Genomic DNA, 13,390 nt, shown 5'->3' on the forward strand with positions numbered 1-13,390 from the left:
GTCCCCGGGGCACGGGCCGTGGCCATACGCTGGACGGGTGACCCACGAAGCCGCCGGGGTGCCGACCACCCGGAACGACGATGACCGGCAGGACCACGACCGGCAGCACGAGCAGCCCGGCCGCCCGGCCGACATGCCCGCGGACGCCGCTCCCACCGAGGCCCAGGCCGCCGGCGCCGGAGACACTGCCGCCCCGGCCGCCGACGCCACCGGTGGTGATGCCGGGGCCGCAGGCGGTGCGGCGGGCCGTGCGGAGGACGGGCCTGCCGACGGCGCATCTGAGCAGGCGCGGCCCGAGGCGCGCCTCGCCCATGCTGTGCGGGTGGCCGAGCAGGCCCTGATCGAGTTCGAGATCGCGGTGGAGACATTCCGGGTCGAGGTCGAGAACTTCTCCCGGCTGCACCACCAGCGGCTGGGCCCGATGTACGCGCGTCTCGACGAGCTCGATGCGCAGATCGCGGAAGCACGGGCCGCCAGGTCCGGCGATCCCGAGGATCTGCGCAAGGCGCAGGAGGCGCGGGCGATCGTGATGCCCATGCCGGGTGTGGACGAGCTGTTCCACGACTGGATGGACTCCGACGGGCTGTCCCCGAGGCGGCCGCGATGCTGACGGAGCAGCCGGTCCGGCCGCCGAAGCGGGTCCGGCCGACCGAGGAGGTCCGCAAGCTGTACCGCGAGCTGGCCCGCAAGGCCCACCCGGATCTGGCCCAGGACGAGAAGGAGCGGGAACGCCGGGACGAGTTCATCACCCGCGTCAACGCCGCATACGGGCGTGGGGACGAGGCACTGCTCAAGGAGCTGGCTCAGGAGTGGGCGGCCGGGCCGGCTGCTCCGGAGGCTCAGCTCAGCGAGGCCGACGAGCTCTACGCCCGGCTGGACTGGCTGACGCAGCGCAAGGAACTGCTGACGGTGCTCGCCCAGGACCTGGAGCAGAGCGCGATCGGCGCCATGCTGCGGATGGCCCCGGACGATCCGGATCACCTGCTCGAGGAGATCGCCGATCAGCTGCTGGGCGAGGTATCGCAGCGTGAGGCGGAACTGGCGGGCCTGGTGCAGTAGCGTTTCCGGTGACTCCGGAGCGTACTTACGAGAGAAGGCATGACCCATGAATTTCGGCCCGCTTCCCACGGTCGATGTCGCGGCGGTACCGGCGGACGGCTTCGTGCTGGATGTCCGGGAGGCCGACGAATGGGCGGCCGGACACGTCGACGGCGCCGTGCACATCCCGATGAGCGACTTCGTGGGCCGCTTCGGTGAGCTGACCGAGGCGGCGGAGGACGGCCGTCGCGTCTATGTGATGTGCCGGGTCGGCGGCCGCTCGGCCCAGGTCACCCAGTACCTCGTGCAACAGGGGATCGACGCGGTGAACATCGACGGCGGGATGCTCGCCTGGGACGGTGCCGGGCGCCCCATGGTCACCGACAACGGCAACCCGGCCTTCGTCGTCTGACCTGCGCCTACCGGACCTGACGGGGCGGGGCCGGGGACGGGGCCGGGGGAACGGACCGGGTTCGTTCGGGCCTGTTCGCGCCTGATCTGTTCGGGCCCGGCCTGCCGGGATCCGGTCTGATGTTTGGTGTCTGGTGTGAGATCTGAACTGAGCCGACTTGATCCGGCCCGACCTGCGTTGACCTGCCTGAGCTGAGCTGAGCTGAGCTGACCGGCCCGGGGCTGGGGATCGGCTGGTCCCTTTCCGGCCGGGCGCTGGGGGCCCTTTCGCTTTGGGTCTCTGCTGACGTCTCAGTCGAGGGAGTGCGCTGCCAGCAGGTCGCCCAGCGCCTCCTCGTGGGCCGCTGCCGGGCCGAGGGAGAGCTCGATCTGCTTCGCCCAGGCATGGAAGCGGTGCAGGGGGTAGTCGGTGTCCGCGCCGAAGCCGCCGTGCAGGTGCTGTGCCGTCTGTACGACCCGTCGGACACCGTCGGATGCCCAGATCTTCGCCACTGCGACATCGCCGGCCACGGGCAGCGTGCCACCGCCGCCGGTGGCGATCCGCCAGGCCGCCTGCCAGAGGGTGACCTCCATGGCCCGCAGATCGATGTAGCGGTCCGCGGTCTGTACGGCGACGGACTGGAAGGTCGCCACGGGGAAGCCGAACTGCTCCCGCTTCCCGGTGTACTCGCTCGTCATGGCCAGCACGGCCTCACCGAGTCCGAGTGCGAGTGCGCAGGTTCCGGTGGTGAGCAGTGCCTGCAGCCATTCCCAGGCACCGTCGGCTTCGATCAGCTCGCGGCGCCCGATACGCACCGCGTCCAGCCGTACCTCGCCGAAGAGTTCGCCGCTGGTGGAGACCTGCTCGGCGATGGTGACACCTGCCTGGCCTCGTCGGACCAGGGCCAGGACGGTCCGGCCCTCCGTGGTGTGGGCGGGCACCGCTATCCAGTCGGCGGCCTGGGCCCACGGCACCGCGGACTGCACACCGTCGAGTACCCAGGCTTCCTCCGCCCCTTCTCCGCCGACCCCTTCCCCGCCGATCCCGTCTCCGCCGATCCTGTCCCGGCCGGCTTCGCCCCCGCTGCTGTCCAGGCGTGCGGTGACGGCGAGTTCGGCCGGATCGTGGCCGGTGCGCCCATTGGCGCCGACGGTGAGGACCAGCTCACCCCGGCCCACACCGGGCAGCAGCTCGGCGGCCAGTTCCTGCCCGCCGTAGCGCTGGAGTGCCATCGCGACCGCGCACGTCTCCAGGAGCGGGACCCGTGCGAGGACCCTCGCCGACTCGCGAAGCACCAGGCAGAGCGCGACCAGATCGAGGCCCGCCCCGCCGTGCTCGGGCGACAGGGTGAGGCTCAGCAGATCCCCGGCGGCGAGGCCGGCCCACAGCGAGCGGTCGATGTCGTCGGCCACCGCACCCGGCACGAGTGCGGGGCTGGGGACCGCGTCGGGCACCACGCCCGAGAAGACCGCCCGTGCCGCCTCTACGGCTGCCTGCTGTTCCTCGGTGAAGGTGAAGTCCACTGTCCTGGCCTCCCACGAACCTCTGCGCCCGTACCCGGACCTGACGGGTCGTCAAGATAGAACAGGTTCTACAAGAAGGGAACAGTTGTGGTCCCTGGCGCGGCCGCGGCCGCGGCCGCGACTGTGGGTGTGACTGTGACTGCGACTGCGGGTGCGGGTGGCGGTCAGCGGTCGAAGTCGATCTCCACCTCTCCGGTCACCGGGTGGGACTGGCAGGCCAGCACATAGCCCGCGCCCGTCTCCTCCGGTTCCAGTGCGAAGTTGCGGTCCATCCGCACCTCGCCCGAGACCAGGAAGGCCCTGCAGGTCCCGCACACGCCCCCCTTGCAGGCGTACGGGGCGTCCGAGCGGCTGCGCAGCACCGTCTCCAGCAGCGATTCGCCCTCCTGTACCGGCCACTTGCCCGAGCGGCCGTCCAGGGTCGCGGTGAGCATGCTGTCGGCCGGAGTCTCGACCCTTGGCCGGGCAGCAGCGCCGGGCCCGTCCTCGACGTGGAAGATCTCCTGGTGGACGCGGGTCCGGTCGACGCCCAGTCCGTCCAGCGCTCCCTCGGCGGCCCGGACCAGGCCGAGCGGGCCGCACAGGTACCAGCCGTCCACCTCGGTCACCGGGAGCAGCGCGGGCAACAGGGTGAGCCGTTCGCGGTCCAGCCGTCCGGATGGGAGTCCCGCCTGCTGCTCCTCCCGCGAGAGCGCGGTGACCAGCTGGAAGCGGTCCGGGTAGCGGTCCTTGAGGTCGGCGACCTCGTCCAGGAACATCGTCGATGCGGCGGTCCGGTCGCTGCGGATCAGGCAGAACGAGGCGTCGGGCTCCCGCGCCAGCAGCGTCGCCGCGATGGAAAGCACCGGTGTGATGCCGCTGCCGCCGACCACGGCCGCGAACTGCCCGGCGCGCGGCGTGAGCACGAAGCGGCCCATCGGGGGCATCGCCTCGACCTGGTCGCCGACGACGAGCTCCTTGAGCGCGTACGTCGAGAACGCGCCGCCGTCGACGAGCCGGATGCCCACCCGGAGTGCCGGGTCGGCCGGCGGCTCGGTGGCCGGTGCGCAGATCGAGTACGAGCGACGGATCTCTTCGCCGCCGACGGTGTAGCGGACGTTGAGGTGCTGGCCGGGCTTGTGGCGGAAGGTCTCACGCAGCTCTGGCGGCACGGCGAAGTCGACGGCCACCGAATCGTCCGTGAGCCGTTCGATCGCGCTGACGCGGAGCGGATGGAACATCTACAACTCCTTGAAGTGATCGAACGGTTCACGGCATGCCGCACACCTGCGCAGCGCCTTGCAGGCCGTGGACGAGAACCGGCTCAGCAGCTCCGTGTCAGTGGAGCCGCAGTGCGGGCAGCGCACCGACAGGGTCAGAGGCACGGGGCCGCCGGAGGGGGAGGCGGCATCGTGCGGCCGAGGGGGCGCGATGCCGAACTCGGCCAGCTTGCGCCGCCCTTCCGCGCTGATGTCGTCCGTGGACCAGGCGGGTGCGAGGACGGTGACCACGGAGACCTCGGTCATGCCGTGGTCGTGCAGCACGCGCTCGATGTCCGCGGACATGGCTTCTATCGCGGGGCAGCCGGTGTAGGTGGGGGTGAGCCGGACCTTGACGCGGCCCGGCGCGAGCACCTCCACGCCCCGGAGCACACCCAGCTCCTCCAGGGTCAGCACGGGAAGCTCCGGATCGGGGACGGAGCCCGCGAGGCTGCGGAGCTCTTCCTCCAGCGTCGTCCCGGTCACCATGACGCCCCCGGGTGGCTGCGGTGCAGGTGCTGCATCTCGGCGATCATCCGGCCGAAGGGCTCGGTGTGGATGCCCTGCCGGCCCGCTCCTGCCGTCCAGGCACCGGCCTGCGCGCCGGTCGGCACGGTCAGCGTGGCCCGGTCCAGTACGGCGGTGACGGATGTCAGCCAGTTGCTCTGCAGGGCCTTCCAGTCCACGTCCACGCCCTCGACCGGCTGGAACAGCTCACCGGTGAAACGCCACAGGGCGTCCACCGCGCGCTGCATCCGGTCGTGGCTCTCCGCGGTGCCGTCGCCGAGGCGCAGGGTCCACTGCTCGGCGTGGTCACGGTGGTAGGCGACCTCTTTCACCGCCTTGGCCGCCAGCCCGGCGAACTCGCCGTCGCCGGCAGCCAGCTGCTCGTACAGCCCGTGCTGGTGGACGGAGAAGTAGAGCTGACGGGCAATGGTGTGGGCGAAGTCGCCGTTCGGCTGCTCGACCAGCTGGACGTTGCGGAAGGCACGCTCCTCGCGGAGGTACGCCAGCTCGTCCTCGTCCCCTGCGAGGGAGAGGAGCAGCCGGGCCTGGCCCAGCAGGTCCAAGGCGATGTTGGCGAGGGCCACTTCCTCCTCCAGCACGGGGGCGTGGCCGGCCCACTCCCCCAGCCGGTGCGACAGCACCAGCGCGTCGTCGCCCAGGGCGAGGGCCGCGGTCACAGGTGCTTCACCCCGTCCGGGATCTTGTAGAACGTCGGGTGCCGGTAGGGCTTGTCGCCGGCCGGCTCGAAGAACGTGTCCTTCTCGTCCGGTGAGGACGCCGTGATCTCGGTGGACGGCACCACCCAGAGGGAGACCCCTTCGGACCGGCGCGTGTACAGGTCGCGGGCGTTGCGCAGTGCCATCTCGGCGTCCGGGGCGTGCAGGCTGCCGGCGTGGGTGTGGGAGAGCCCACGACGCGAGCGCACGAACACCTCCCACAGCGGCCAGTCGGTCGAGCTGCTCATGCTGTCCCCTCCCCGTTCGATACGGCTGTGTGCTTCTGTGCGTAGGCGGCGGCCGCGTCGCGGACCCAGGCGCCTTCCTCGTGTGCCCGGCGGCGCTGGGTGAGGCGCTGTTCGTTGCACGGGCCGTTGCCCTTCAGGACCTCCTGGAACTCCGTCCAGTCGATCGCCCCGAAATCGTGCTGGCCGCGCTCCTCGTTCCACCGGAGGTCCGGGTCGGGGAGGGTGAGGCCCAGTACCTCGGCCTGCGGGACGCAGATGTCGACGAAGCGCTGCCGCAGCTCGTCGTTGGAGTGGCGCTTGATCTTCCAGGTCATCGACTGGGCGGAATGCGACGAGGCGTCGTCCGGCGGGCCGAACATCATCAGGGAGGGCCACCACCAGCGGTTCACCGCGTCCTGGGCCATCTCGTGCTGTGCGGCGGTCCCGCCACTGAGGGCCAGCAGCAGCTCGTAGCCCTGGCGCTGGTGGAAGGACTCCTCTTTGCAGATGCGGACCATCGCCCGGGCGTAGGGGCCGTAGGAGCAGCGGCACAGAGGTACCTGATTGGTGATCGCGGCCCCGTCCACCAGCCAGCCGATCGCGCCGACGTCCGCCCAGGTCAGGGTCGGGTAATTGAAGATCGACGAATACCTCTGCCGCCCGGCGTGAAGCTTGTCGAGCAGCTCCTCGCGGCCGGTGCCGAGCGTCTCGGCGGCGCTGTACAGATACAGACCGTGGCCCGCCTCGTCCTGCACCTTGGCGATCAGGATCGCCTTGCGGCGCAGCGAGGGGGCGCGACTGATCCAGTTGGCCTCGGGCTGCATGCCGATGATCTCGGAGTGGGCGTGCTGGGCCATTTGCCTGACCAGCGAGGCGCGGTAGGCGTCGGGCATCCAGTCGCGCGGCTCGATGCGCTCGTCGGCCGCCACGGCGGCGTCGAAAGCCGCCTCCAGGGCCCCGTCCGCCCCATCGGTACTGCCTGCTGTCGCCTGCGCTGTCTGGCCCGCAGTCACTGCCGCCATCCCGGACTCCCTACCGACCGATCGTTCGGTTCAATGTCTTCAATGGTGAGTCTGCGGCCCGTAGGGTGTCAACCCTGTGGATAACTGACCGGGATCGACGGGGATCGGGGCGGGATGGATTCGTACGACGACAGGGGCGTCGGCGGCGGGGAGGGACGCGTGGCCGGACCCGGTTCAGGGACGGTTCCTGAGCCCCGCAAGGCCCCAGGGCCGCGCAAGGGCCCCGAGCCCCGCAAAGACTCTGAGGCCAGTGAGGCCCGCGATGGGGCTGAGACCCTGAGACCCGCAGGAGCCCTGAGCCCCGTACGGGCCCTGATCTCGGCAAACGCGCTGAACCCGACCCCGGTCCCGAACCTGGTACCGGTCCGGGACCCGGCAATGGCCCTGAACGCCGCACTGCTCCGGAACTCCGCACGGCTACCGAACTCCGCACGGCTACTGGACCCCCGCCGGCTCTGAGCCGCGTACGGGTATGGCAGGGCTGTCGTTTCCGTACCAGGTCGCTGCCGCCGTGGCACTTTCCGTGATCGGGGTGATCGCGTGCGTTCAGCTGGGCATGGTGTTCCTGCACGTCGCGCCCTCCAACACGCTGACGAAGCAGCACGGCAAGGCGGTGGACGAGTGGGTCTATCCCGAGTTCGAGCAGAACTGGAAGCTCTTCGCCCCCAACCCGCTGCAGCAGAACATCGCCGTACACGTACGCGCTGAGATAGCCGGCGCCGACGGCCGTCGTACCACCCCCTGGATGAGTCTCTCGGGCGAGGACGGCAAGGCGATACGCGGCAATCTTCTGCCCAGCCACGTCCAGCAGAACGAACTCCGGCGGGGCTGGGACTTCTACCTCGGCTCCCATGACAGCCAGAACCGGGCCAACGGGCTGCGCGGCACCCTTTCCGAGCAGTACATACGCCGCATCGTGATGCTGCGGCTGAGCGAGCACGACTACGGCGGCACCGTCGAACGGATCCAGGTCCGGTCCGAAGTGAGGTCCGTCGCGGCTCCGTCGTGGAGCGACGAGAAGATCAGCACGAAACCGTCCTACCGGGTGCTGCCCTGGTGGACCGTCACCGCGGCCGACCTCCCCGAGGGCTCGGCGGACGCCAAGGAGGCGGACCAGTGAGCACGCCCGGCCCGACCGCAGGCTCGCCCGCGGCATCCAGCGCATCACCGCCTCGGCCCTCGGCCCGTACCAGAGCGCCGTCATCCGGATCGGCTTCTCCGCCACCTACCTGCTGTTCCTGCTGCGCGAACTGCCGCACCGGCACGAGATGTACGGCCCCGGCGCCCCGTGGCGCTGGGACATGGCGGAGCAGCTCATCTCGAACAACCAGGCCTTCACCACGCTCATGTGGTCGGACAACGCCGTCTGGTTCGAGATCGTGTACGCGCTCGCGTTGCTCGCGGCCGCGCTGCTGATGGTGGGCTGGCACACCCGCGCCATGTCCGTCCTGTTCATGGCCGGAGTGCTCTCGCTGCAGAACCGCAGCATCTTCATGGGTGACGGCGGCGACAACGTCATCCACCTGATGGCGATCTACCTGGTGCTGACCCGGTGCGGGCAGGTCTGGTCACTGGATGCCCGGCGGGCGGCGCGCAAAGCACGGGCGGCGCAGTCGGCGGACGAGGGAGACGAGCAGGAGGAAGGGGAGCCGGTCAGGCGGGCCGGCGGCGGGCGTCCGGCGCGCGGGGATGCGGCCGGTCCGCTGCTGTGGGCGGCGTTCGGCGCCGTCCTCATCGGGGCCACGGTGACGGACAGCCTCGGCGGTACCGTCTGGCTGCCGGTGCTCTTCTGGATCCTGTGGACCGGTCACGCCGCCTGGTGGGCCGTGAACCGTTACGCACCGCTCAGCGAGCCGCGCACTCTGCTCGACGTCATCGCGAACCTCGCCCACAACGCCACCCTCGTCGTGATCATGGCCGAGGTCTGCCTGATCTACTCGACCGCAGGCTGGTACAAGATCCAGGGTTCGAGGTGGCAGGACGGCACGGCGCTGTACTACCCGCTCAAACTCGAATACTTCACCCCCTGGCCCGGACTCTCGGACATCCTCGCCGCGAGCGGTGTGATGGTGATGGTGCTGACGTACGCAACGGTCATCGTGCAGGTCGCCTTCCCCTTCACCCTGTTCAACCGACGCGTCAAGAACGTCCTGCTGGTCGCGATGATCGGTGAGCACGCCGGTATCGCCCTGCTGCTGGGGCTGCCCTTCTTCTCGATGGCCATGATCGCCGCGGACGCCGTCTTCCTGCCGACCGTCTTCCTCGTGTGGATCGGCGGCCGGGTCTCGCTCGGACGGGAGCTGCTGTTCCAGCGGCGCGAAACGGTGCCGCAGCCCCGGGACGGGGCCGAGGAGCGGGAGGCGCCGCAGCACAGCGCCGACGGGGGCCATACGCTCGTCAGGTGAGCAGCGAGACCGGCAGCACCGGTAGCACGGGCAATAACGACAGCGGCGGCAGTAGCGGCGGTGGCGGCGTTACCAGGGGGAATCCGTCGACTGACGAGTCTGCGGCGGCTGAGTTGCCCGTGGCGGCCGAGCCGTCCGTTGGGGACACATCGCCCGTCGGGGCCGAGCCGCCCGTCGGGGCCGAGCCGCCCGTCGGGGCCGAGCCGGCTCAGTACGACGAGGGATTCGGGACGGAGATCGGCGTCGGGCCGCATCCGCTGCCCTGGCCCGAGGGCGAGCGGTACGATCCCGAGCTGCTCGCCCACGGCGACCGGCGCAATGTGGGCGACCCTTACCGGTACTGGACCCGGGAGGCGATCGTCGCCGATCTGGATCTACGGCGTCACGACTTCCATGTGGCGGTGGAGAACTGGGGCCACGACTTCAATATCGGTTCGGTGGTACGCACCGCGAACGCATTCCTCGCCAAGGAGATCCACATCGTCGGGCGGCGGCGTTGGAACCGTCGTGGGGCGATGGTCACCGATCGCTACCAGCATGTCCGCCATCACCCCGACACCGCGGATCTGACCGCCTGGGCGGAGGCCGAGGGCCTGCCGATCATCGGCATCGACAATCTGCCGGGCGCCGTGCCGCTGGAGCGGACCGTGCTGCCGCGCCGGTGTGTGCTGCTCTTCGGACAGGAGGGGCCCGGTCTGACGGAGGAGGCCCGTAACCACGCGTCGATGGTGTGCTCGATCGCGCAGTTCGGTTCCACCCGGTCGATCAACGCGGGGGCTGCGGCGGCGATTGCGATGCATGCGTGGGTGCAGCGGCATGCGGATATTCCTGGGGAGGCTGTGCAGGCGGGCTAGTTGGGGCAGCTCGCTCTGTGAGAGGGAGCGGGGGCGGGTGGGGTCCGGGGCCCCGGACCCCACCCGCCCCTTCCCGTACCGCCCTCCCCGCCCCCGCCTCCTTTTTCCGTCAACGGGGCTCTGCCCCTGGCTCCGGGGCCTTCGCGCCTCGAACGCCCGACGGGCTGTATCGCCGGCTGTCAGCGTTGGCGGCGGACTTCCAGGGTGCGGAAGCGGTTGGACACGAAAGCGCCGTCGCACAGGGCCGCGTTGGCCGCCGGGTTGCCGCCCGAACCATGGAAGTCGGAGAACGCCGCCGTCTGGTTGACGTACACGCCGCTCGTGAGGTTCAGCGAGAGCTGGGCCGATTCGTCCAGGCAGACGTCCACCACCGCGCCCTCGACCTCGGGGGATGTGGTGTACGCGCCGACCGTCATCGCCCCCTTGTCGCGGATCGTGCGGCGCAGCAGTTCCAAGGCGTCCGCCGTCGAGTCGACCGCCACCGCGAAGGAGACCGGGCCGAAGCACTCCGAGAGGTAGGGGGAATCTTCGTCCGGCTTGGCTCCGTCGAGCTTGACGATCAGCGGCGTACGTACCACCGCGTCGGGGAACTCGGGGTTGGTCACCTCCCTTGAGGGCAGGACGACTTCGCCGAGCTGCGCGGCCGCCTCCAGACGTGCCCTCACCTCGGGATTGACCAGGGCGCCGAGCAGGGCGTTCGCCCGCGCGTCGTCACCCAGGAGTCCGGTGACCGCCGCGGCGATGTCGCCGACCACGTCGTCGTACGTCTTGTCGCCGACGTCCGTCGTGATCCCGTCCCGGGGGACCAGCAGGTTCTGCGGGGTGGTGCACATCTGGCCGCTGTAGAGGGAGAGCGAGAACGCCAGGTTGGAGAGCATGCCGCGGTAGTCGTCGGTGGAGTCGATGACGATCGTGTTGACCCCGGCCTTCTCCGTATAGACCTGTGCCTGGCGGGCGTTGGCCTCCAGCCAGTCGCCGAAGGCCGTGGAACCGGTGTAGTCGATGATCCGGATCTCGGGCCGGACCGCCAGGGACTTGGCGATGCCCTCACCCGGTCGCTCGGCGGCCAGGGCGACCAGGTTGGGGTCGAAGCCCGCCTCGGTGAGCACCTCGCGCGCCACCTGAACCGTGAGGGCCAGCGGAAGGACCGCCCGGGGATGCGGCTTGACCAGGACGGGATTGCCGGTGGCGAGGGAGGCGAAGAGGCCCGGGTAGCCGTTCCACGTGGGGAAGGTGTTGCAGCCGATCAGCAGCGAGATGCCGCGGCCCGCCGCGGTGAACGTCTTGTGCAGCTCGATCGGGTCGCGCTTGCCCTGCGGCTTGGACCAGTCCGCGGTCCGCGGAGCGCGGATCTGCTCCTCGTACGCATACGCCACCGCCTCCAGCCCGCGGTCCTGGGCGTGCGGGCCGCCGGCCTGGAACGCCATCATGAAGGCCTGTCCGCTGGTGTGCATCACCGCGTGACCGAACTCGTGGGTGCGGGCGCTGATCCGCGCCAGGATCTCCAGACAGACCAGGGCCCTGGTCTCGGGGCCCGCCTCGCGCCAGGCCGGCATCCCGGCGCGCATCGCGGGAAGCAGGACGTCCAGGTCGGCGTGGGGGTACTCGACGGCCAGCTCCGGGCCGTACGGGGAGGTCTCCCCGCCGGTCCAGCCGTCGGTGCCCGGCTGGCCGAGGTCGATACGGGTGTGCAGTACGGCGTCGAAGGCTGCTTTGCCCTCGGCGGCGCCCAGGCTGCCGGGGGAGCCGGCCTCGCCGTACGCCTTCGGGTGCTCGGGGTGCGGGGACCAGTAGGCACGCGAGCGGATCGCGTCGAGGGTCCGGTCGAGCGTGGGGCGGTGCTTCTCGGACAGCAGGTGCGGGGAGAGCTCGGCGGCCATGACGGACCAACTCCTCATCGAGCTGGGCAGGGACGGGCGGACAGAGTTAGAGTAACCGAACGATCGGTCGGGACAAGGGGGCCCACGAAACCTGTGGACAACTCGTAGGGGAGGATCGCTGGCATGACCACGGCCAAGCGGGACACGTACACCCCGGAGACTCTGCTCACCGTCGCTGTCCGTGTCTTCAACGAGCGCGGCTACGACGGCACGTCCATGGAGCACCTGTCGAAGGCGGCGGGGATTTCGAAGTCGTCGATCTACCACCACGTCGCAGGCAAGGAAGAGCTGCTGCGGCGAGCGGTCAGCCGGGCGCTGGACGGGCTCTTCGGAATCCTCGACGAATCGGGTGCCACGCGGGGCCGGGCGATCGGGCGGGTCGAGTACGTCACCCGTCGCACCGTCGAGGTGCTGATAGCCGAACTTCCCTATGTCACGCTGCTGCTGCGGGTGCGGGGCAACACGAAGACGGAGCGCTGGGCGCTGGAGCGGCGGCGCGAGTTCGACCAGCGGGTGGGCGATCTGCTCAAGGCCGCGGTCGCGGACGGTGATCTCCGCTCCGACGTGGACATACGCCTCGCGACGCGGCTGCTCTTCGGGATGGTCAACTCCCTGGTGGAGTGGTACCGGCCGCTACCGGACGACGGGGCGGAGCGGGACCAGCTGGCGGACACCGTCGTCCAGCTGGCCTTCGACGGCATGAAGTCCAGTCGTTGAGCCGAGCCGAGCCGAGCCGATCCGAGCCGAGTCGTTGAGTCGTTGAGCTGAGCTGCACTGGGCTGGGCCGAACCGGGCTGGGCTGCACCGGGCTGGGCCGTTGAAGTGGGCCGTTGGGCTGTTGGCTGTCGCCTCGGGCCGGGCCGGCTCTCCCGCCCGGCCGGCCGTGCCTCAGGTGAGTTCCGTGGGGCGGTCGGGGCCCGGTGCCAGGTCCGTCTCCTCGAAGACCAGCAGGGTGCGGGTGGAGAGCACCTCCGGGATGGACTGGATCCTGGTCAGGACCAGCTCGCGCAGCGAGCGGTTGTCCTGCGTGTGCACCAGCAGCAGGACGTCGAAATCGCCGCTGACCAGTGCGATGTGCGTGGCGCCGGGAAGTGCCTGGAGCTGCTCGCGAACGGTGCGCCAGGAGTTCTGCACGATCTTGAGCGTGATGTAGGCGGAGGCCCCCTGCCCCGCCCGCTCGTGGTTCACCCGCGCGCTGAAGCCCCGGATCACCCCGTCTTCGATGAGCCGGTTGATCCGCGCGTAGGCGTTGGCGCGCGACACGTGGACGCGATCGGCCACCGACCGTATCGAGGCGCGGCCGTCCGTTTGGAGCAATCGGACGATGGCGCGGTCGATGGCGTCGAGCGGGCGCGCCGGAGGAATCCGGCCGGGGTCCTCGCCGCCTTCGGCCATTTGTTCAGCTGCCATGTTCCCGCGCCTCCCTGTCCTGGACGAGCTGTCCCCATCCCAGGCTGTGGAGAACCGTTTGTCCACAGGCTGACGGTGCCTGTAGCCAAAATGCGCTCGCGACCGAACAATCGGTAGGTGAGGCGCACCACACTCGCCCTCGCACAGCTTTCGATATTTCGACATATTTCGTCACCCCC

The 13,390-nt window shown here is 70.1% G+C and carries 12 protein-coding genes and 2 pseudogenes; 6 read left to right on the forward strand and 8 right to left on the reverse strand.

Annotated features, from left to right (window positions below; all coding sequences use genetic code 11):
• Positions 1–37 precede the first annotated feature (37 nt).
• Positions 38–1,059, forward strand: a pseudogene (locus tag LNW71_RS36145) (J domain-containing protein).
• A 46-nt stretch (positions 1,060–1,105) separates the two neighbouring features.
• On the forward strand, positions 1,106–1,450 hold the full coding sequence (locus LNW71_RS15370) for a rhodanese-like domain-containing protein (RefSeq protein WP_250968742.1): 345 nt from the start codon (positions 1,106–1,108) through the stop codon (positions 1,448–1,450).
• A 290-nt stretch (positions 1,451–1,740) separates the two neighbouring features.
• Here the strand turns inward: LNW71_RS15370 and LNW71_RS15375 are convergent, their stop codons facing one another.
• The 6 genes from LNW71_RS15375 to paaA all read right to left on the reverse strand — a co-directional run bounded on the left by LNW71_RS15375 (position 1,741) and on the right by paaA (position 6,662).
• Positions 1,741–2,952, reverse strand: a complete 1,212-nt coding sequence (locus LNW71_RS15375; RefSeq protein WP_250968743.1) for an acyl-CoA dehydrogenase family protein — start codon at positions 2,950–2,952, stop codon at positions 1,741–1,743.
• A gap of 164 nt (positions 2,953–3,116) precedes the next feature.
• Positions 3,117–4,172 carry a 2Fe-2S iron-sulfur cluster-binding protein gene (locus LNW71_RS15380; protein ID WP_250968744.1) on the reverse strand — a complete coding sequence of 352 codons (1,056 nt, stop codon included), beginning with the start codon at positions 4,170–4,172 and terminating at the stop codon, positions 3,117–3,119.
• Positions 4,173–4,679: a 1,2-phenylacetyl-CoA epoxidase subunit PaaD gene (paaD, locus tag LNW71_RS15385; protein WP_250968745.1), complete on the reverse strand. Its 507-nt coding sequence runs from the start codon at positions 4,677–4,679 to the stop codon at positions 4,173–4,175.
• Positions 4,673–5,374, reverse strand: a complete 702-nt coding sequence (gene paaC / locus LNW71_RS15390) for a 1,2-phenylacetyl-CoA epoxidase subunit PaaC (RefSeq protein WP_250968746.1) — start codon at positions 5,372–5,374, stop codon at positions 4,673–4,675. The genes paaD and paaC overlap by 7 nt, the downstream gene beginning before the upstream one ends.
• Positions 5,371–5,661 carry a 1,2-phenylacetyl-CoA epoxidase subunit PaaB gene (gene paaB / locus LNW71_RS15395; protein ID WP_250968747.1) on the reverse strand — a complete coding sequence of 97 codons (291 nt, stop codon included), beginning with the start codon at positions 5,659–5,661 and terminating at the stop codon, positions 5,371–5,373. The genes paaC and paaB overlap by 4 nt, the downstream gene beginning before the upstream one ends.
• Positions 5,658–6,662, reverse strand: a complete 1,005-nt coding sequence (paaA, locus tag LNW71_RS15400; protein WP_250968748.1) for a 1,2-phenylacetyl-CoA epoxidase subunit PaaA — start codon at positions 6,660–6,662, stop codon at positions 5,658–5,660. Before paaA ends, paaB begins: the two co-directional genes overlap by 4 nt.
• 114 nt (positions 6,663–6,776) lie before the next feature.
• Between paaA and LNW71_RS36955 the strand changes: the two are divergent.
• The 3 genes and pseudogenes from LNW71_RS36955 (at position 6,777) to LNW71_RS15415 (ending at position 9,921) form a co-directional block, all read left to right on the forward strand.
• Positions 6,777–7,782, forward strand: a pseudogene (locus tag LNW71_RS36955) (DUF5819 family protein).
• 181 nt (positions 7,783–7,963) lie between these two features.
• Positions 7,964–9,067 carry an HTTM domain-containing protein gene (locus tag LNW71_RS15410; RefSeq protein ID WP_374119417.1) on the forward strand — a complete coding sequence of 368 codons (1,104 nt, stop codon included), beginning with the start codon at positions 7,964–7,966 and terminating at the stop codon, positions 9,065–9,067.
• A 119-nt stretch (positions 9,068–9,186) separates the two neighbouring features.
• Positions 9,187–9,921, forward strand: a complete 735-nt coding sequence (locus LNW71_RS15415) for a TrmH family RNA methyltransferase (RefSeq protein ID WP_308294567.1) — start codon at positions 9,187–9,189, stop codon at positions 9,919–9,921.
• Positions 9,922–10,100: 179 nt separating this feature from the next.
• Here the strand turns inward: LNW71_RS15415 and paaN are convergent, their stop codons facing one another.
• Positions 10,101–11,801 (reverse strand): phenylacetic acid degradation protein PaaN, encoded by a 1,701-nt coding sequence (paaN, locus tag LNW71_RS15420; protein ID WP_250968749.1) that lies wholly within the window; start codon positions 11,799–11,801, stop codon positions 10,101–10,103.
• Between the two features lie 123 nt (positions 11,802–11,924).
• On the opposite strand from paaN, the gene LNW71_RS15425 reads away from it, so the two are divergent.
• The gene (locus LNW71_RS15425; RefSeq protein ID WP_250968750.1) at positions 11,925–12,518 is read left to right on the forward strand and encodes a TetR/AcrR family transcriptional regulator; all 594 of its coding nucleotides are present in this window, start codon (positions 11,925–11,927) and stop codon (positions 12,516–12,518) included.
• A gap of 171 nt (positions 12,519–12,689) precedes the next feature.
• On the opposite strand, the gene LNW71_RS15430 is transcribed toward LNW71_RS15425, so the two are convergent.
• Positions 12,690–13,196 (reverse strand): Lrp/AsnC family transcriptional regulator, encoded by a 507-nt coding sequence (locus LNW71_RS15430; protein ID WP_250972020.1) that lies wholly within the window; start codon positions 13,194–13,196, stop codon positions 12,690–12,692.
• Positions 13,197–13,390 lie beyond the last annotated feature (194 nt).

Origin of the sequence: Streptomyces sp. RKAG290 (assembly GCF_023701695.1) — a bacterium.
Taxonomy (GTDB): Bacteria; Actinomycetota; Actinomycetes; order Streptomycetales; family Streptomycetaceae; genus Streptomyces.

What these genes read in the sequence shown, in the direction of transcription:
- LNW71_RS15425 (WP_250968750.1), top strand. Translation starts at nt 11,925, where the DNA reads ATGACCACGGCCAAGCGGGACACGTACACCCCGGAGACTCTGCTCACC.
- LNW71_RS15430 (WP_250972020.1), bottom strand. Translation starts at nt 13,196, where the DNA reads ATGGCCGAAGGCGGCGAGGACCCCGGCCGGATTCCTCCGGCGCGCCCG.
- paaN (WP_250968749.1), bottom strand. Translation starts at nt 11,801, where the DNA reads ATGGCCGCCGAGCTCTCCCCGCACCTGCTGTCCGAGAAGCACCGCCCC.
- paaA (WP_250968748.1), bottom strand. Translation starts at nt 6,662, where the DNA reads ATGGCGGCAGTGACTGCGGGCCAGACAGCGCAGGCGACAGCAGGCAGT.
- LNW71_RS15410 (WP_374119417.1), top strand. Translation starts at nt 7,964, where the DNA reads ATGGCGGAGCAGCTCATCTCGAACAACCAGGCCTTCACCACGCTCATG.
- LNW71_RS15380 (WP_250968744.1), bottom strand. Translation starts at nt 4,172, where the DNA reads ATGTTCCATCCGCTCCGCGTCAGCGCGATCGAACGGCTCACGGACGAT.
- LNW71_RS15370 (WP_250968742.1), top strand. Translation starts at nt 1,106, where the DNA reads ATGAATTTCGGCCCGCTTCCCACGGTCGATGTCGCGGCGGTACCGGCG.
- paaB (WP_250968747.1), bottom strand. Translation starts at nt 5,661, where the DNA reads ATGAGCAGCTCGACCGACTGGCCGCTGTGGGAGGTGTTCGTGCGCTCG.
- paaD (WP_250968745.1), bottom strand. Translation starts at nt 4,679, where the DNA reads ATGGTGACCGGGACGACGCTGGAGGAAGAGCTCCGCAGCCTCGCGGGC.